General features: G+C 43.0%; 16 protein-coding genes. 2 read left to right on the plus strand and 14 right to left on the minus strand.

The genetic code is table 11. The features are described 5' to 3' along the window. Positions 1-11: 11 nt before the first annotated feature. Together GC102_RS13465 and GC102_RS13470 are read right to left on the minus strand one after the other, a co-directional pair. Positions 12-1,031: a Gfo/Idh/MocA family protein gene (locus GC102_RS13465; RefSeq protein WP_171690002.1), complete on the minus strand. Its 1,020-nt coding sequence runs from the start codon at positions 1,029-1,031 to the stop codon at positions 12-14. A gap of 5 nt (positions 1,032-1,036) precedes the next feature. Next, positions 1,037-1,879: a sugar phosphate isomerase/epimerase family protein gene (locus GC102_RS13470; RefSeq protein ID WP_171690003.1), complete on the minus strand. Its 843-nt coding sequence runs from the start codon at positions 1,877-1,879 to the stop codon at positions 1,037-1,039. Positions 1,880-2,038: 159 nt separating this feature from the next. Here GC102_RS13470 and GC102_RS13475 point away from each other — a divergent pair, with 159 nt between their 5' ends. Continuing rightward, positions 2,039-2,938 carry an AraC family transcriptional regulator gene (locus tag GC102_RS13475; RefSeq protein WP_171690004.1) on the plus strand — a complete coding sequence of 300 codons (900 nt, stop codon included), beginning with the start codon at positions 2,039-2,041 and terminating at the stop codon, positions 2,936-2,938. Positions 2,939-2,996: 58 nt separating this feature from the next. Here GC102_RS13475 and GC102_RS13480 read toward each other — a convergent pair whose 3' ends face one another. The 9 genes from GC102_RS13480 to GC102_RS13520 form a co-directional block, all read right to left on the minus strand. After that, positions 2,997-4,709: a hypothetical protein gene (locus GC102_RS13480; RefSeq protein ID WP_171690005.1), complete on the minus strand. Its 1,713-nt coding sequence runs from the start codon at positions 4,707-4,709 to the stop codon at positions 2,997-2,999. 36 nt (positions 4,710-4,745) lie between these two features. After that, complete coding sequence (locus tag GC102_RS13485; RefSeq protein WP_171690006.1) at positions 4,746-6,050, minus strand: efflux RND transporter periplasmic adaptor subunit; 1,305 nt, start codon at positions 6,048-6,050, stop codon at positions 4,746-4,748. 12 nt (positions 6,051-6,062) lie between these two features. Next, complete coding sequence (locus GC102_RS13490) at positions 6,063-9,176, minus strand: efflux RND transporter permease subunit (RefSeq protein ID WP_171690007.1); 3,114 nt, start codon at positions 9,174-9,176, stop codon at positions 6,063-6,065. A 110-nt stretch (positions 9,177-9,286) separates the two neighbouring features. Next, on the minus strand, positions 9,287-10,687 hold the full coding sequence (locus tag GC102_RS13495; RefSeq protein ID WP_171690008.1) for a sensor histidine kinase: 1,401 nt from the start codon (positions 10,685-10,687) through the stop codon (positions 9,287-9,289). Beyond that, positions 10,684-11,361, minus strand: a complete 678-nt coding sequence (locus GC102_RS13500) for a response regulator transcription factor (RefSeq protein WP_171690009.1) — start codon at positions 11,359-11,361, stop codon at positions 10,684-10,686. The genes GC102_RS13495 and GC102_RS13500 overlap by 4 nt, the downstream gene beginning before the upstream one ends. Before the next feature lie 32 nt (positions 11,362-11,393). After that, positions 11,394-12,104 carry a 7-cyano-7-deazaguanine synthase QueC gene (queC, locus tag GC102_RS13505; RefSeq protein ID WP_171690010.1) on the minus strand — a complete coding sequence of 237 codons (711 nt, stop codon included), beginning with the start codon at positions 12,102-12,104 and terminating at the stop codon, positions 11,394-11,396. Between the two features lie 54 nt (positions 12,105-12,158). After that, positions 12,159-12,839: a 7-carboxy-7-deazaguanine synthase QueE gene (locus GC102_RS13510; protein ID WP_171690011.1), complete on the minus strand. Its 681-nt coding sequence runs from the start codon at positions 12,837-12,839 to the stop codon at positions 12,159-12,161. Further along, entirely contained in the window at positions 12,839-13,312 is a 474-nt protein-coding gene (queD, locus tag GC102_RS13515) for a 6-carboxytetrahydropterin synthase QueD (protein ID WP_171690012.1), read from the minus strand. The genes GC102_RS13510 and queD overlap by 1 nt, the downstream gene beginning before the upstream one ends. A gap of 69 nt (positions 13,313-13,381) precedes the next feature. Continuing rightward, a complete protein-coding gene (locus tag GC102_RS13520) occupies positions 13,382-13,651 on the minus strand; it encodes a hypothetical protein (RefSeq protein WP_246320912.1) in 270 nt (89 codons plus the stop codon). A gap of 213 nt (positions 13,652-13,864) precedes the next feature. Here GC102_RS13520 and GC102_RS13525 point away from each other — a divergent pair, with 213 nt between their 5' ends. After that, positions 13,865-14,494 (plus strand): nitroreductase family protein, encoded by a 630-nt coding sequence (locus tag GC102_RS13525; protein ID WP_171690014.1) that lies wholly within the window; start codon positions 13,865-13,867, stop codon positions 14,492-14,494. 61 nt (positions 14,495-14,555) lie between these two features. Here GC102_RS13525 and GC102_RS13530 read toward each other — a convergent pair whose 3' ends face one another. The 3 genes from GC102_RS13530 to GC102_RS13540 all read right to left on the minus strand — a co-directional run bounded on the left by GC102_RS13530 (position 14,556) and on the right by GC102_RS13540 (position 18,894). After that, positions 14,556-15,635 (minus strand): hypothetical protein, encoded by a 1,080-nt coding sequence (locus GC102_RS13530; RefSeq protein WP_171690015.1) that lies wholly within the window; start codon positions 15,633-15,635, stop codon positions 14,556-14,558. Between the two features lie 137 nt (positions 15,636-15,772). Further along, the gene (locus GC102_RS13535; RefSeq protein WP_171690016.1) at positions 15,773-17,074 is read right to left on the minus strand and encodes a glycosyltransferase; all 1,302 of its coding nucleotides are present in this window, start codon (positions 17,072-17,074) and stop codon (positions 15,773-15,775) included. A gap of 146 nt (positions 17,075-17,220) precedes the next feature. Then, positions 17,221-18,894 carry a hypothetical protein gene (locus GC102_RS13540; RefSeq protein ID WP_171690017.1) on the minus strand — a complete coding sequence of 558 codons (1,674 nt, stop codon included), beginning with the start codon at positions 18,892-18,894 and terminating at the stop codon, positions 17,221-17,223.

The raw sequence follows: 18,894 nt of genomic DNA on the forward strand, positions 1-18,894 counted from the left end.
TACATACCAATCTATTTAACGCTAACCCATGCACCACGGTTGTCCGCAGATTCGATTTCAGCCACTGCAATTTCAATGCTATCCATCGTACTGGACGGAGTCGCGATAGAAATACTTTCACCTGAAAGTAACGTCTCAATAAAATATTTAAGCTCGTTATAGTAGCCCATTTCCGCGGATAATTCTGGACTGAAGCCTTTTCCTTCATTCACATTTACTTGTAAGGAATTATCTTTGAAAACGATATTGCCTTTTTCAAAATTAACTCGGAACTGCATATCGAAGCCATAATCGCCTTCAAGAGTCCAATCTGCTTGAGCATTGATGACTTTGCCATCTTCATACAGATAGTTGGCAGAAACCACATCATATCCGCTGCCGGGAACGACATTTCGTGCCAAACAGGATACGGATTCAGGCTTACCGAACAACCAATTAATCATATCAATGTCATGAACGTGCATATCTAGCAAGGCTCCGCCGCTTTTCTCCTTCTCTATAAGCCATGGCCCCCAGGTCGGAGTTGCTCCCCCGCGGTAGAAATAACCACCAAGTGCCTGACCAAACGTGTTCTCTTCAACCACCTGCTTCAGATATACATAGGCCGGCCAGAATCTCAAGCATTGACCTATCATCAGCTGCTTTCCATTGGCTTCGGCTGCTTGAATCATATCTTTACATTCCGCAGCATTCAGCGCCATCGGTTTTTCACACAAAACATGAAGACCATGATTCAAACATTGAACCGCAATATCTCTGTGTAGATAAGTAGGAAGTGCAATATCCACGTAATCAAGCTGTTCCTTCTCCAGCATTTCGGTTACACTTGTATATTTATTGTAACGACCGAAGTCAATGCCAGATGAACCCGTATCGATGTTGCCTGCAGCCGCGCGACCTTCGAGCTTCTCATTGTCAATATCGCACAAAGCCACAACTTGAATGGGAACTCCTTCTGACTCCAGTCGAACGTAATTTTCCAGATGAGTTCTACCCATAAAGCCTAATCCAATTAATCCGATTCTTAGCATGTTGATTACTTCCTCCCTAGGATGGCGTCCATAGCACCCGATGTATTATAAATAATCTGTTCACCATGATGCGTATAACCTGGAATCATTTCGGCAATGACATAATCGTCATACCCGATAGCTTGAAGAGCTTTCATAACCTCTGGATAATTCACATCACCGGCAAGAAGATCAACAAAACCATGCAAGCCCCCTGCGGCGCGGCGGTAATCTTTGAAATGCACTTTTTTGATACGATTATTTAAAATGGAAATCCAATGCTCCGGATAACCGCTGTACAGGACATTTCCTACGTCAAAATAAGAACCTACATAAGGGGAATTAACTTTATCGATAAAATCCCTCATTTCAAGCGGCGAAAGTAGAAACTTGTTCCATACATTTTCTATACCGATGGAAACTTTCAAGGATTCAGCTAATTGAGAAAGCTCACTTATGCCTTCCAAAGCGTAGTCATAAGCTTGATCATATGGAACCACTTCAGAATCAGGAATGAAATCAACGCCAACAGCACCTGGCACAACCAGAATTGTATCTACGCCCAAAATAGCAGCGCTCTCCAATTGTTTCTTGACAATATCTTTCGCTTTCTGACGCGTTTGTGCATGTCCGCTTGTTAAAGAATATGACCAGTATAATCCACTGGCTAAACTCGAGAGCGCAATGCCCTGATCTTCTGCAATTTTACGGTATTCCTTGATTTCGCTTTCATTGCTTTCCAAACTTAATTGACCTGTCTCGTTCAAAGCCAGTTCGATACCGTCGAATCCAGCATCCTTGGCTACTGTGATACATTGTTCTACCTTCATGGAGCCTGGAAATGACCAAATATTAATCCCTTTTTTCATTGTTATCTCCTCCGTCTCTTCCCTTTATTATAAAAGAGCCACGCTCGATAAGATTTATCCAAAAAGCCGATTTATTTGCACTTTTGCAAAAACGGATATGGTAAAATGAGATTAAAAATGAGTTTGGAACAAGAACCACCCTGAGAGAGGACGAGCAGCATGGATTTCCCAAGTATACAACTACAGGAATCACTTACCATTCAAACCCTCTTTTCCTTTCATTATTTCGAGTATGCAAAGGGATTTGTATTTGACGGAGAACAGCATGACTTCTGGGAGATTCTTTACGTGGACAAAGGAGAAGTTGAAGTTCGAGCCGATGATCACATTCATACCCTACATCAAGGAAATATGATCTTTCACAAACCAGAGGAATTCCATACGGTTAGCGTTAAGCACGAGCATACACCGCCAAACCTTATTGTCATATGCTTCGAATGCACGTCTCCTGCCATGACTATTTTCGAGAAAAAGATTCTGGCATTAGGAGACCGGGAAAGAAATATCCTATCCCTCATTATCCAAGAAGGGTTTCAGGCGTTCCTCCCCCCTTTTGACAAACCAACCGTTCATCATTTGGAAAGAAACCCGCATGCGCCTTTTGCCAGCGAACAAATGATCAAATCCTATTTAGAGGTTTTGTTAATCACACTCATTCGGAATCAAGAGCAGGCTTCCACGCCAGATTCTATGAAATACAAGCAATCATCGCTTCAAAAAGAAAAAGCCGAACAACGAATCGTTCAGCAAATCATGGAATATTTGAAAGCCAATCTCTCTCAATCCTTCACGCAAGACCATTTATGCCAAACGTTTCACTTGGGTAAAAGTCGATTAAAGGAGCTTTTCCAATCTCAGATGCAGACCGGCGTCTTGGAAGCCTTCAAGTCCCTCAAAATTGAACAAGCCAAAACATTTATTAGAGATGGGCGTTATAATTTTACAGAGATTGCAGCCATGTTGGGGTACGCCAGCATTCACTATTTTTCAAGAGATTTCAAGAAAACCGTAGGTATGCCGCCTTCCGACTATGCAAAGTCCGTTAAAGCTCGTCTGTAGCGATGAATAGAAATAAGCACCCAGTAGGGTGCTTATTTTCTTATTTGGCTGGATGAATTTATTTGATTACTTTCAATAAGCGTTTAGCCGTTCCATTCTGCGTTTCGATTGTTTCATACACATTTACCGTGAAAGGATAGCTGAATTGATCCGTTGTAATATTCGTAGCATCCAGCAATTGTTTCCCACTGATTAATTTATTTACACCTGTGAAGGAAGCGTCCTTAGAACCGACAACACGTCCGGCGTTATCAACAATTTCAAACTTCAATTTCGAGAAGTTGTTGTCAACCACGACATTTTCTTTCTGTTTAATGTCCAAATCAAGCCGGAACTTGTACGTATACGTTAATTGAGCAGTCGTCTGTGTGCTCACTGTTACATCATTGAACGTCAAATCAAATGGATATAAGGAAATGGTAGAATCCGCTTCTTCCTTCTGTACATCCGTTTGCAGCGCTGCAATCGTTGTTGTAAAAGGTGCAGCAGCCACTGAATCGAGCAGTTTTAACGAGAAGCTAGTGCTCTCTTCGGTTTGCGGCACAATGTAGGAGTAGCTTACCACGTAGCTTAAACCAGGATTTAGCATCGTCGTTACATTCGTTTGACGGGAACCTTGATAAGTAACACCCTGTGCATTGACCAATTCCGATAGGAAAGCAGGAGTAGCTGTAGGTGTCGTACTCGTATTCGTTAATTTGAACTTAGCTACAGCAGTTTGGTAGCCTTCACCTGGATTCTCATGGAGATGAAGCTCCATAAGCGATACTTCTGTTGACTTATCAACAACTTTGGTCAAAGCATCAAATGTGATCGGCTGACCAATTGTGTAAGGCGCTGCAGCTGAATTCCCTTGCTCTTTCGGCCATGCGATAGCTAGTTTACCTGTTGCTAGCATTGTGGCTTGACCTCCACCTTTGGGTACAAACGAATCCGTCGATAGAACGAGAAGGTTAGACAATGTCACACCATTTTCCACTGGAATCGCAAAATGAATGTATTTCTTTTCGCCAGCCTCCAATGTCACCGGGTCTACTTCGGAACGTTTGCCTTCATAGCTCTTCTGCTCGGACTGTGCGTCTATTCGGAAAGCAGGAACCGTTTCCCGCCCCGCTCCAGGATTACTAGCCAACACCGTCACAACTGCCACGCGGCCTGATGCCGTATTTTGCATTGAAACTTCGACTGGTGAATACGTCAGTCCTGAATTAACCCCAGGTATAGTGAATGCTTGACCCCATGCTAAGTTTTCGAGGCTCTGCAAAGCCGTATTTCCCGTACCGCCATACCACACGGATTTAGTTGGCATTGCTAGCAGTGTAGTTTCCACCTTTGGATAAGAATAGATATCCACATTGACGAAAGATAACTGCTCAATTTGACCAATTTCCTTGCTATCAACGGTAGTCATATATACAAGTTCGCCGATTTCTTTGGGCTGCAAAGCTTCTTTATTGCTCGCACTTGGTTTCAATGTATACGAAACGCCACTAGCGGTTTGAACACGAAGCTCGTGTTCGGGAACTCTATTCTGTACGGCGCCTCCGTTATATAAGCGAACAGTAACCGCAAGTTGTGAACCTGACGCAGTTGGCGTCACAGCTGCACTTTTAATCGCGGCACGTATATCAGGTGTCAATCCGTAATTGACAGTTGGTGCAGAGACGACAGGCGTCGTCGAGTCTGCCGCCCATACGGCTGTGCCTCCTTGAACTATCATTGCTCCTAGCATGATAGCTGTCAGACTATATTTCCATGGTTTGTTTTTCATATAAGTACTCTCCTTATTGTGAAGTTTCGCTGATGTCTATTTAGCTGCTGGTGTTGTTGTCGCTTGCGGCCCCGCGCTAGCACTTGCAGTGTCTACTTTTTGTCCGTCTTTCAGAGTGTTCTGTCCGGCAGTAACCAATTTCTCGCCGTCTTTCACGCCTTCAATTACTTCTTGATACTCTCCATTAATGCGTCCCAATTTCACTTTCCGTTTCTGATATTGGTCACCTTGCTGAACATAGACGATGGTATCGGACTCTTCGCGAATGATGCTTAATGTAGGAATAGCAATTACTTGTTCTTCCGTTTCAGTCGTAAGCTGTACCATGAATCGATTACCAGGCTGAAGCAGATGATCGCTATTTGGAACTTCCAGTTCTAACGTATACGTTTTTGTCGCTGCACTCATAATAGGTGCTAAGTAGCTAATTTTAGCTGTTCCTTTTTTATCAGGCGAATCCGGATTATAGTAAATGAGTTCTTGCTTTCCTTTAACAAGTAGGAAATTCGTTTCCGTAAGCTCTGTTTTGATTTTGATCGGATCAATCTGTTGGACTTGCCCAACTTTCCCTGCAGCGGCAGCTACTGTTTGCCCAACCACGACATTGAAATCGGTAAGTATGCCGTTACCAGGTGCCTTTACTTGATAGTTCTCTAAAGAACGAGTCGCATCTTCTAAGTTTAGACTTGCGGACTCAGCCTGCGTTTGAATAGCCGAAATCGAATCGGAGTTATCAAAAGCTGAAAGCTTGCTTTGTGCAGCATCTAGATTCATCTGAGCGCTATCCAGTGCTTGTTTGGATTGATCCACTTGATGTTGAACGGCAATTCCTGCGTCATATTCATTACGAACTTTGTTATATTCCTGCTCAGCATTCTTGAGTGCCGTTTGCGATCTAGTTACATTGTCCGCCAAGTCCTTGCGGTTATTAACTTTACTATCCTTTGCTTGCTGCAAGGATTCTTGGGCACTTCTTACAGATAGCTCACTTTTCCTTTTGGCAGATAAGGCATCTTTATTATCAATAACGAAGAGGACTTCACCCTTCTCAACATACTCTCCTCGCTTTTTAAGTACTTCCGTTACTTCACCGCCCGCTTTCGATACTACATCAAGCGTCGTTCCTGCCGCTACATCAGCAACTTGTTCGATCGGATTGCTAATTTTTTGCTTCTTTATGACATCCGTTTTAATTGCCTTTGGTGCTAACTGTACCGTTGCAGCCCCTTTTGCGCCTGGGGCGGAACAGGCTGACGCTAAGACCGCTGCTGCGGTCAATAACACGATCACCCCCATCGAACGGGATTTGAATTTACGTTTCCGCGAACTATCGTTAATCATCTATGTGCCTCCTTATACATCTAACGTACTTATTGTTGTTTTTTCGTTTCCTTTTTTGCGATTGAACAAACGACCCATACGGTTCTTTATACTTTCAATCAATTCGTACACAATCGGTACGACAACTAGAGTCAATAGCGTAGAGGTAATCAAACCACCGATAACGACTACACCCAGTCCTTTACCGATTAATCCGCCTTCTCCAGAAATTCCAAGCGCAAGAGGTACCAATGCCATAATTGTAGCTCCAGCCGTCATAATAATGGGACGAAGTCTTACTTTCCCCGCTTCAATTAGAGCATGACGTACCGTGTATCCTTCTTCGCGCAGTTGTTGTGCACGATCAATTAGTACAATCGCATTCGTCACTACGATCCCAATAAGCATAAGGAAACCAATCATAGAGGTTACGGTTAACGGCTCTCTTGCTATGACAAGTCCTAGAAGACCCCCAATAACAGCAAGCGGTAGAGAGAACAAGATAGCGAATGGTGCACTTGCGTTTCCAAAGGCCAATACCATAATCAAGTAAACCACGAATATGGCGGCAGCCATCGCGATGAACAACTGCATGAAGCTTTCATTCACATCATCCGAAACACCACTTATTTTTGGTGTTACGCCTTCAGGCAACTGAATATCTTTCAAAGCTGCGCTAAGCTTGGCGCTCACACCTGTCTTATCTGCAGAATTGATTTTTGCTGTTACTTTCACAAGCTGCTGCTGTTCCTCACGTGCAAGTGATGCAGCGCCTTTTGTTTCACTGACCTTAGCTACTTCCTTTAATAAGACCCTTGAACCATTCGCTCCGGTCAATGGAATATTACCTAATTTTTCTAGTGTATCTTTATCTGATTTGTCTAACGATACCGTTGTTGTATAAACGATATTATCGAATTTCATGTCTCCTAGATTTTGCTTTTGAATCCACGTACGTGCGGTATCACGAACGGTCGATGAGCTTAATCCGTATGCTCTCGCTTTTTTCTGATCCACAGCAATTTCTATTTCTGTTTTGGCATCACTCAGGTTATCCTCAACTTCACTAAGCTCAGTGAATGTATTTAGCTTCTCTTTAACCAAACTGGCTGCTTTCTCTAATTGAAGCTGATCCTCACCTTGCAAGGTATAGGCAAAATCAGTGGATGAAACACCGAAATCCCCTTCCATGGCTTTAGGCTCTACTTCGGATCCGCTTGGCAGCTCAGAGAGTATATAAGCTTTCATTTCATCTTTTACTTGATTCGGATCTACTTTATCATTCACTTGGACAAAAATTTGCGAAGCATATGGCGTCCGTTCGTCATCTTTGCCTGCATAACCGACTAACGCTTCAACGAATTTGAAAACGGGCTCGCCATTGGAATCTTTCGTATCTAGCAAGACGGTTTCAATTTCTTTCGTTTTCGTATCTGTAGCTTCAAAAGATGTCGCATACGGCATTTTGATCTGGAAGTACATTGTTTTCGCTGGCTTCGTACTAGGCAAGAACGAAACCGATAGAAACGGTACCGTCGCCGCAATGGTTACCACAAGCATTAGCCCTGAAATCAACAATGTTTTAATCCGATTTTTCAAACTCCATGTCAATGCTTTTTCGTAAAATGTTGTTAGTTTAGTTGGCTTTGATTCATCATGATGCCCTTTACCCGGCTTACTACGAAGAACGAGCAATTTAGCGAGCATTGGAATAACCGTTAAAGCTACAATTAAGGAAGATAAAAGGGCACAAGCAATCGTTAAGGCAAAAGGTCTAAAGAACCCTCCCACAACACCCGTTACCAGAGCAAGTGGAGCAAAAACCCCTACAGTTGCCAAAGTTGAGGACGTAATAGCCATCGAAACCTGCTTCGTTGCCAAGGCGATGACGGATTCTTTGCGTTCTTGCGCTTTTTCCAATGAGGCATATATATTTTCAATAACAACAATAGAATCATCGACTACACGACCTACTGCGATAAAAATACCGCCGAGAGTCATCGTATTAAGCGTTAAGTCTAATGTCGACATCAATAACAATGTGATCAAAATGGAAAGTGGAATCGAGACGAGAACAATGAGTGTCATCCGGATGTTCCTCAAGAAAATGAGAATCATCAAGGAAGCCAATATCGCCCCTACAACTCCTTCACGTACAAGTCCTGTAATGGACTCTTTAATTTGATCTGCACTATCATAAGTATTTTTGAACGTAATGTTGGGCAGTGATGTTTCCCACTCATGAATAAGCTTCTCGATGGATCCTGAGAAATCAACCGCATTTGCACTGCCTGCTTTGTACAAAATCATACCAATAGCCGGCTTGCCATCCAGTCTACCATTGAAATCAGATTCCGTTATCGCCTTTACCTTGGAGACTTGATCTAGTGTTACGATATCTCCTTTAGGTGTGGTGATTTCGACCTTTTCCAATTCGTACAAGCTTGATAAATTGCCAGTGACACGAGTCATCTTATTGTTGCCGCTAATTTCTACACTACCGATCGGACTCTTCGTCGCGGCGGAAGTAATCGCATTGCTCACTAGAGCCGGTGACAATCCATATACATCAAGTGCAGCAGCATCCAGCTCAATATCGAGCGATGTGCTTCTGGCACCAATAACGTCCATATGGTCGATCCCTTTAATTCCTTCAAGACCTGGCTTGATTTTATCTTTAAAAGACTTGTCGAGCTCTGTTTGGCTTACCCCGTCCTTCGCATAAGCGACTAAGTAATTCGAAGGGAATGATGCCGCACCAAAAGTGGAGGCTTTAGGCGCACCTGCCGTTGCTGGAAGAGATACTTCAGCCAGCATGTCTTGAACGGCCTGCTTTTTCTTATCAATATCTACATTTTGCTTAAACATAATGATAATCATGGAGAAATTATCACTCGAAGTTGAAGACATGGAATCTAAGTCTTCAATATTCGCTAGCTTTTCTTCAATAGGAGCCGTAATTTCATCCATGACATCCTTTGGCGCTCCTGTATAGGTAGTTGTTACAGCAACTACTGGAAAAGAAACGTTTGGCATGTTCTCTACTTTAAGCTGCGTGGATGAATAAAATCCGCCTACAAAAAGCATGATCATGATAATGAATAATGCCGAGACATTCTTCATGGAAAACTGTGTTAATCGATTCATTCCTGTACTCCCCTCATTAACTGACTACGTTTAAGATACATTCTGAATATGAACCCAATATGAACAAACAAAAAAACTTGGCATGAGGCATCCAAGTTTTTCATTAATTTTCACATTTTTTTGGGTAAATAAGTCAATATCGGTAGAGTTACCAAGAATAAAGTTCCTTTACCTTGTTCGCTTTGAACCTCAACTGAACCTTCGTGCACATCGATAATTTTCCTGGCAATAGCAAGCCCGAGCCCGCTTCCACCATCACGCTGCCTTGACTGATCTACTTTGTAGAATCGATCAAATATTCGTCCTTGATCTTCCTCTGGAATCCCAATTCCATTATCTTGGATCCATACCTGTACACGATCTCTTAGTGGAACAAGTTTCACGTAAATGTGTCCATTAGGAGGTGTAAATTTGACTGCGTTTCCAATTAAATTCATCCAAACCTGACTTAATTGATCCGCATCCGCCGATATTTTCACTCTTGGTAAAGACAAATCCATATCAAGCTGTTTCTCTGACCACTGGGGCTCATAAAAAACAACAATTCTACGCAGCTGTTCATCCAAATCGTATGTGGTTGGGTGAAAAGGATGATGCTCCGATTCTAGAGAGGCCAGCTTCAATAAATTATCACTGAGGCGAGATAATCGCTCACTCTCACGTTCAATGATTTCCAAGTAACGTACACGCTCTGTCTCGTCAATTTCTGAACCCCTTAGTGCTTTGGAAAAGCCCCGAATCGACGTTAGAGGGGACTGGATCTCATGGGAAACGTTCGAAACAAAGTCTTGCCGCATTTGTTCCAACTGCTTCAGCTCCCCAGCCATATGATTAAAGCTTTGAGCTAGCTGCCCTAGTTCATCCTTTTGCTTCACAGAAACATGCACATTGAAATTGCCTCGAGCTAGCCGTTCCGTAGCCAGCGTCAGCTTCTTTAATGGATTTACCAGATAGCGAGATGCGATGAGAATGAGTAAACTACCGACAATAAGTACGATGAGAAGTACAGTAATGACAGCTGTCTGCACTTGACGACGAGCTACCTCGGAGAAGTTTGGATGAATGAAAAGGGCAAAAGTTTTACCATCAACTTGGAGAGGCAGTCCAACCTTAATCCGATTAAATGGATCTTTGGGCATCCCATAGTCTAGGCTTTTATAAATGCTGCCATGAAGAACATAGGACACTTCCGATGCTTCAATAAGAGGATTCCCTTTTTTGTCTAAAGTGATCGCCGTCGCCGGCTCTCCGTTTTCGTAAAATAAAGTCAAGAGGTAGTTATCATTTAAGCGGTTGCTTCCTGCCACAAAAGAATCAAGATTCTTCGGCTGAATGTCTTCACTCAACTTGACTAACTGCCGGCCTATCGCGAGCATATCTGCTTGAAATTCTGTGGTAATCAGATTTCTGAAAAAGACCGTTGCTAGTGGAAAGGCAACTGACACACTAACAACAACAATGGCTAGAAATGTCAGCACAACACGCAGATATAACGACTTTATCTTAATCATGCATTCACCTCGAGCCTATACCCAAGTCCACGAATGGTCGTAATACGAAATTCCTCCGTCAGTGGTTCGAACCGCTCTCGCAAACGTTTAATATGCACATCAACCGTTCGGTCATCACCTTCATAATCCATACCCCAGATCTGTTCAATAAGCTGCGTACGGGTGAAGATTTGTGCCGGATAACTGGAAAGCTTATAGAGAAGCTCGAACTCTTTTAAAGGAAGCGCCAATCGTTGATCCTGTAAACGCACTTCAAATGCTGTACGATCGATAATCACATTACCGAGATTGATCGTTTGAGAAGCGTTGATCCGATACCGTTTAAGCAGAGCTTTTACACGCATCACCAACTCTACGGGGTCAAAAGGCTTCACAAGATAGTCATCCGTGCCAAGCTGAAAACCTTTCACCTTGTGGACAGACTCGCTTTTGGCTGTCACCATAAGAAGGGGCAAATCTGCATATTGCGCCCTTAATTCGCGACAAAGTTCCCAACCGTCCATCAAAGGCATCATGACATCCAATACGACTAAATCCGCCGGTGTTGTTTCAAGCATGCTGAGCGCTTCTTGTCCATTGCTTGCCTGCATGACTGTTAAGCCTTCACCAGCCAAATAAACGCGAATCAGCTCTCTGATATCTGCGTCATCATCCACCACCATGATTCTGGTCACGAAACGCTCCGCCTTTCTTCAAACAAGGAAACTTATGATAAATAAGGAATTGGATCTTTTGAACCTGCTTCTTCAAAACCTTTCAACCGTAAACGGCAGCTATCACAAACGCCGCAAGCTTCCGCTTTTCCATTGTAGCAAGATGTAGTTAGCTCGTAAGGAACGCCGATCTTCAACCCTTCTTGCACAATTCGTGCCTTAGTCCAATCAATGAGCGGGGTTTCAATCGTGATCCCTTTCCCTTCCACACCGACCTTGGTCGCAAGGGCAATCACTTCTTCCACTTTATGAATAAATTCCGGACGACAATCCGGATATCCACTGTAATCGAGGGCATTCACTCCGATATATATGGCTTCTGAACCGGTCACTTCCGCGTAAGAGGTCGAAATCGAGAGGAAAAGCAAGTTGCGACCCGGTACATAAGTAACTGGAATTTCCTCGGCTCCTTCAGTCAAACCATCCACAACATTCGGAACATCGATGCTATCGTCTGTTAGAGCGCTGCCTCCGAAATCGCGTAAGAAATCAAGCTTGATGATTTTATGACGATGACCGACTCCATAATGCTCTGCAACTTGCTTGGCATTCTCGATTTCAATCTTATGACGCTGCCCATAGTCAAAAGAAATCGGGTATAGCTCGTATCCCGCTTCTTTGGCAAGTCCCATACACGTTGTACTATCTAATCCGCCACTTAGAATGATGACGGCTCTTTTCTTATTTTCGTTGCTTGCACTCATAATAGACACCTCTTTTTCTTCTTGTGAAAAATAGATAAATAAGTGATACGCGCTTTAAACGCCGCGCATTGCTGGATCCCAAATGATCTTATGCAGCTGCATGTTCAGCTTCACCTTGGACAAGCCTGCGTCAAGCATATGCTCGACGAGCTTGCGCGGCGGCATGGTTTCCCACACCGGGCTGAACATCGGCAGCGCCTTCGTCGGGTGCTGCTCAAGCACTTCCACCGCAGTGCGGAAGTCGTGCTCGCTGCCGATGACGAACTTCAACTCGTCCTGCTCGCGAAGCAGGGCGAAGTTGCTCATGACCATCTGCTCCATCTCGCCAGAGTCGGGCAGCTTAAAGTCCATGATGTAGCGCACCTTCGGCGATGCGACACGCTCAACGAACAGTGCGAGATCTATCGCGCCGTTCGTCTCGATATGCAGGTCATCGACCTGCTCCAGCTCTGCGAGCGCTTCAATTAACGCGAGCGACTTCTCGCCGTACAGGAGCGGCTCGCCGCCGGTAAGGCAAATATGCCGGGAGTGGTACGTCTCTACCTTGCTGATAATTTCAGCAATGGTCATGACGTTCTCCGCTTCCGCGGGCGGGTAGCTGTACTTGGTGTCACACCAGGTACAGCGCAGGTTGCAACCAAAAAGACGGACGAAGACCGTCGGGAACCCGGCACGGGTCCCTTCGCCTTCAACCGTCTCGAAGATCTCGACCATCGGAATGCGGATATCTCGCATTACACATCCTCCTCCATCATCGAGCGTGTGATGGCCGCATAACTAGTCGGCGTTTCCCACAGCCGGATTTCTTCCAGCATGATCGCTGGATAAAGTTGTTCATCAAGCAAAGCTTGATGAATTTCCTCATACATCCAGACGACCATATTTTCAGCGGTTGTATTCATAGCAGGCAGCACATCATTCAAATATTTATGGTCCAATCGGTCAACGACACGTTCTTTTGCAATACGTTTAATATCACCAAAATCTATAGCGATCCCCCGGCTATCCACTTTTCCGCGCATAATAACTTGCAGCTTATAGGTATGTCCGTGCAGATTTTTACATTTTCCTTCATAACAATGCAAATGATGCGCACTGTCAAACGTAAATTCTTTGGAAATCAAAACGGATTTGTGATGATATTTTAATTGGTTCTCTTGGATGTCACGCCCCAACATTTGCACATCTCTGGGGATATCGTAGCTCATATCTATCACCTCATAATTATGAAAAAAACAGTACTCTACATTCTATCACGAAGAGACCGTTTTTCACAATCAATCTTGCTGTTTTCGTCTTCCCTTTTGAGACCAGTCCAAATGACCGCGAATCTCCTGAATCCGTTCATTCTCATTACGTAAATCCGATTCAATTAGAGCAGTAAGACTTTCAATTTGATCGACCACGGTATCGGGAAGCTCAACCTCTTCAAGTGATTTTACAATGTAGAGCAAACATTGCAGCGTCTCATCCATAAGGCTCTTCTTATTGCCGGTTAAGACGACTTCTGAGAGAAAAATAAGGTGGCTCAGCTCTTTTTGCGTCATTTTCAAGAGGAACATCCCCTTTCTTGCTTCCATTATCCAACATTTTCCGACATCGCGAAAGACTCTCTTGACAACTTAAACTATAACATTTATGATTACAGTAATTGTTATTACTTGATTTACTGAGTGTAAATTTTTTCAAATGATAAAACCGAATGCTTTTAATCAATGGACACACACTAAAAAGAAATTTTATCCTTGGAGGGAAACCTAATGAGTACAGAAGTTAAATCCGAAGTTTTGAAAGTGTTAGAAGACCGTCATTCCGTAAAGCAATATCAAGTTGGTCACAAAATGCCAAAAGCTGATTTGGAACAGCTTTTGACGTCCACGTCACAGGCACCATCTTCATGGAATCTTCAACACTGGAAGTTTCTCGTTATTGAAGATCAAGCTCAAAAAGAGAAATTGCTTCCTATCGCATATGGACAAAAGCAAATCGTAGAAAGCTCCGTTGTTATCGCTATTCTAGGCGATCTTGAAGCTAATAAAAACGTAGAACTCGCTTTTGGTCCAGCAGTTGAAGCTGGCCACATGCCAAAAGAAGTTTATGACACTCTTGCCGCTCAAATCGAACGCGCATATCAATATCCACAAGTTGCTCGTGACGAAGCTATTCGTAACGCATCCTTAGCAGCTATGCAGCTTATGATTGCTGCAAAAGCAATGGGCTATGACACTTGCCCTATGGGTGGTTATGATGCTGCTAAATTCGTTGAAGCTTTCAACGTTCCAGCACGCTATGTACCTGTTATGCTGATTAGCGTAGGTTTGGCTGCTTCCCCTGCAAGATCCGCAGGTCGTCTTCCTTTGGATCAAATCATCGTTTCCAACACTTTTTAATTAAACTGAAAGGCATGACTTCCATTTAAGGAAGTTCATGCCTTTTTTATTTGGTGCTAACTCAATGATACTGATCCGTTTCGAACCATATTTCATCAATTAGCTTATTTCTATACAGCATGGATACATTAAACGTTTCGTACTCTTTTTCTTTATCCAACTCTTCAAGCAATAATGTCGCAATTAGCTCTCGATCATCCGAATCCCCTGGCTCGCGGAAATCAATGAATCCTGTTAGCTGGCGAGAACTAATATCCACCGTAGCAGTACCAATAGGCAAACCACCGTAGGATTGCTGATAAATTTCATACGTGAGTGTATCGCCATCATCTCTTGCCAAATTAATCGTATAATCCTCGGGAAAAAGAGGACTCGTATCTGCTTCTATGTCATCAACCAAATCTAATAAATCAATGTGCGTTAATTCCACCGTATCTACGGTTTCCCCATTATAAATCATGTTAAAAATAAACGTATCCGTTTCATCCTCATTGAAATCTTCGACAATCAGCTCTGACACCCTGTCCATTTCCTCATCAAAAGGATCGAATCTCCATGCTATATCGCCAATCACATCAGTACCATACATATGAAGCGTAATTTCAGCAATGAGCTCCGATTCTTTATCATAAACATGATAATCCACACGGTTTCTACTTTCACCAACAATTACAAGCTCATAGCCCTGTTGATTCTTCCGTTCCTGGATCATCTCCATTTTATCTGGAGCATTCTCTGAGTCAATGTCATCGAATCGAGTTTCGTCCCTCACCCATTCATAATCAACCTCATCGTCATGTTCATGACGGGGGTATGAATGCGATTCCCCTTCGATCATAGTAGGTTGTAAAGCATGGTCTGTCGCGATAACGAAATCATAATCACTGTAACTAACTAAAACCTCGCACTCCTCAATATCCAGTGCATCAATGACACTCTGAATGTATGACTGAACGAAATCATACACCTTCTGTTTGTCCACGATCGTAATGGACTGCTGCTCCAGATGAATCGAGCCTTTAAGTCGATCCGATTCCCTGTAGACTAGCGTTAACGTACCGACAAACTCCCCATTGTACTCAATATCGCAGACTTCTCCGCCTGCCGTTTTCAGGTCGGGTCTAAGCATAATATCGGCCACGACTTTCCTCGCCTCCTCTACAGTTCTTATGATTCTTCTGTAGATTGTCCCAACATCGTCCAAAATATGAGTATTCAGGATAAATGAAAAAGGACAGTTCCTAGCGTCATGGTAAATGACATGGAACTATCCTATTTCTATTTACTAAGATCATTTAAGCGTTGGCGTTCGGCTTCTATGGTTGTGAGTCGTTGACCAACTATGTTTACCAGGCGTGGATATTGTCTTAGCACATTTGAATAAATTGTCTTTGATACAGAAGACTTTCCTGCACGATGAGCAATGTCTCCCAATGCTACATCTACCTTCCACTCCCCAATCTCATGATCAGGAGAAACGATACTACGAAAGGAGTGGAATGATTCTTTTGCCTTTTTGAATCCAGTTTCTGCCTCTCTATAGAGGTGATCAGCTTGTTTCATACGAACTTGTGCAAGCATATAATGCGCATCAGGGAAATCTGACTGATAATCCAAAGCTTTCATACAGTACGCGGCAGTCTGCTCCCAGTCCTTCCGTTGGTAATAAATATCCATAAGATATTTATAGATATCAAGCAGCCTTCCAAATAGAGGGTGAGGTATTGCTCTTCGTTCTGCTTCGATCAGAGCCTCCACAGCATCTGTTTCTTTACCTGCTCCCAGAAGTTCTCTACCATGATAGAACCACCATGCTGGATTATCCGCATCTTCCTCAATCATTGTTCGCAACAAGTTTAGGTTCCGATCAATTTTCTGCTTGCTTGCCATTACATCTGGCTCATAACCATCGTGGAACACTCTAACCTTTACTTTGTGACGAGCGGCTTCATTGTTATATATACCCGATTCAGTCCCTACCTGTTCATGAACCCTACCCCAGTAACGAAGCCCACGGCCCAGAGGAAATAACCTAGTCTGTGAAAAATTATGTTTCACATTATTTTGAATCAGATTGATTTGCCACAAACATAAAATAGTTGGTACTACTGAATCATGATAGATACCAGCCACCTCTCTGACAGCATCTCTATCTTCATTCACTAAGTACTCGTCCGCATCGATCCAAAAAACCCAATCCGTATGCATATGCAGCAATCCTGTATTGCGAGCCGCGGCAAAATCATTCGTCCACTCATAAGGAATGATCGTAACATTGTGATACTCCGATGCAAGTTCCGCTGTGCGGTCCGTGGAACAATCGATAAGTACAATATGATCGACTGCGCCTTGAAGTGAGTCTAAACAACGCTGGATGGTATCCTCCATATTATACGAGATGATGCCTGCCGTAATGCTGACCTTCCTCACATGAAGCAAACCTTCGATGTCGACACGTTCATCGCCTGGAGGAACTGCCTTGAGAGCATCCAACACTGGAGCGACCCAAGTTGCTTCCGGATCAAGCAGCCATGCACGTTGAAATGCTTTATTTCCAGCGTCTCCGTAGCCTTGATGCATTAGGGCCTCCCCTAGAAAGACCCAGTTTTGTGCTTCCAAAGGGTTTCCCCTTATTAGATCCTTCGCAGCCAACTCTGCTTCCTTGTATCTTTGCTGCTTTAAGTCTTCAATAATAGAAACTTCGTCTGATAGCATGCGTCACCTTATTAGTATATCGGATATGTAAAAGGAATTTTATAAATAATTTCATCTCTATGATTCAGCGTTACCACAGTTGTTCCTGTTCCGCTCTCTGCAGGCGCAGTTACCGTGCTATAACTTCCAAACATGCCGTATATGCTGAAAGGTTCGGTAACAGCAACTTCATTTTTATTAACCCCATAACCAAATAATTTGGTTGATATGAATCCTACAGTTTCACTGTCGTTTTCAGTCACATAAGGGACTACTTTTATTTCTAAGTTATCTTTAATCGTTATGTGGTTGGTTAAATCTTTCGCTGTAACTGTAACGTTGATTGTTGAATTTTCTTCTGTGCCAGCCGATGCGTTGAATGATAATTTTTGTGCATAATCTATACCATAGGTTAATCCAGTTACTGACTCATAATTCTGATACACAGAGAAAGTCACATTCGGATTAGGGTTAGGAAATAATAAGGTTGGCAGATTTAAATTTAACTCACTCCCAGAGATTAGATTCATATTATGTAAACGATCTTTAGGAACTACCCGAAATGTGCGATATTCTCTAACTTCATTTCCATAATCGGCAAAAATGACATGAGTGTGAACAACTTCATCCGGCAAAAATGTAGCTTCTGACCCGGATATTGTTACTCTTCCTGACTCCGACTCTTCGTTGAAAACAACGTTCTGACCATCTGGGAAATAGTCACGAAGGTCAACCTTCATGGTTGATTCGCTGTCCAAGTAGATCGTTTCGGGATTCTCAATGTGGAACGGAATCTTTCCTCTTGTCATACCGCCGTGATGGTCAATAACCAAGACATCAAGGTCAAAATCGCCACTTTTTAAAGGAAGTAAATGATAACCATATGGATACGGAGGGATACTATCGCTGTATTCCTCTACATACTGAATGTTCTCGTTATTTTTATCTATGACAATAACATCCAGCTCATCAGTCTCTTGATCTTCTCCTTCATATCGAATGTCGGTATCTTCAAAGTAATTATCTATGGCTTGTGAAATCATGTAGTCTGGAATCTCTTCACCAACGAACCCTTGAATCCTATCAGTAGTTTCAATTGGAAAAGGTGGGGTATTTTCTACTTCATACTCGATTGGACTGTCCACAATAACGGACTTAGGGCTTACGTTGCGCAATAGACTCTTTACCTGATCTTGAGACTGATATTGATCTGGGGATTGCTTCATTACGTTAAAAACGTTGGAAATATCGAACCTATATTCGTCTGCTTTCCCCGTATTGGGAACAACTATGACCTCAAAAGTGTCCGAGAAATCGGTATACTCTGACTCAGACCCTGGTTCGTACTTCCTGCCAGTTACCATAAAAGTAGCTTTACCAATACGAACAGCATCTGCCTTTACTTCATAAATACCATTCAAACCAGCGGAATAGCTCCCCTTTGCAATTGCCATTTCATTCTCATTTTGAATAATCTCTATATCATTTGTATCGTATAATGCAAGTAAATCAATATACTTCGTTCCATTCTGAGGTATAACAATCGTCTGTATTTTATCCACTGGAGTTGCGGTAGGAGGTACAGAAGATGTTGCATACCCCTGCTGAGCAGGAGCCACCATAAAAGGCACAGCCAAAATCGCCGTACTAGCAATTGCCCCTATTATTTTCTCTTTTTTACTAAAAGCTTTCTTCTTTTTCCCCAT

The sequence above is a fragment of the Paenibacillus germinis genome (assembly GCF_013141785.1).
Classification (GTDB): domain Bacteria; phylum Bacillota; class Bacilli; order Paenibacillales; family NBRC-103111; genus Paenibacillus_E; species Paenibacillus_E phytorum.

Coding starts and splice junctions, on each gene's coding strand:
- GC102_RS13525 (WP_171690014.1), top strand. CDS start 13,865: ATGAGTACAGAAGTTAAATCCGAAGTTTTGAAAGTGTTAGAAGACCGT.
- queD (WP_171690012.1), bottom strand. CDS start 13,312: ATGAGCTACGATATCCCCAGAGATGTGCAAATGTTGGGGCGTGACATC.
- GC102_RS13510 (WP_171690011.1), bottom strand. CDS start 12,839: ATGCGAGATATCCGCATTCCGATGGTCGAGATCTTCGAGACGGTTGAA.
- GC102_RS13490 (WP_171690007.1), bottom strand. CDS start 9,176: ATGAATCGATTAACACAGTTTTCCATGAAGAATGTCTCGGCATTATTC.
- queC (WP_171690010.1), bottom strand. CDS start 12,104: ATGAGTGCAAGCAACGAAAATAAGAAAAGAGCCGTCATCATTCTAAGT.
- GC102_RS13535 (WP_171690016.1), bottom strand. CDS start 17,074: ATGCATCAAGGCTACGGAGACGCTGGAAATAAAGCATTTCAACGTGCA.
- GC102_RS13475 (WP_171690004.1), top strand. CDS start 2,039: ATGGATTTCCCAAGTATACAACTACAGGAATCACTTACCATTCAAACC.
- GC102_RS13495 (WP_171690008.1), bottom strand. CDS start 10,687: ATGATTAAGATAAAGTCGTTATATCTGCGTGTTGTGCTGACATTTCTA.
- GC102_RS13540 (WP_171690017.1), bottom strand. CDS start 18,894: ATGGGGAAAAAGAAGAAAGCTTTTAGTAAAAAAGAGAAAATAATAGGG.
- GC102_RS13520 (WP_246320912.1), bottom strand. CDS start 13,651: ATGACGCAAAAAGAGCTGAGCCACCTTATTTTTCTCTCAGAAGTCGTC.
- GC102_RS13480 (WP_171690005.1), bottom strand. CDS start 4,709: ATGAAAAACAAACCATGGAAATATAGTCTGACAGCTATCATGCTAGGA.
- GC102_RS13465 (WP_171690002.1), bottom strand. CDS start 1,031: ATGCTAAGAATCGGATTAATTGGATTAGGCTTTATGGGTAGAACTCAT.
- GC102_RS13470 (WP_171690003.1), bottom strand. CDS start 1,879: ATGAAAAAAGGGATTAATATTTGGTCATTTCCAGGCTCCATGAAGGTA.
- GC102_RS13485 (WP_171690006.1), bottom strand. CDS start 6,050: ATGATTAACGATAGTTCGCGGAAACGTAAATTCAAATCCCGTTCGATG.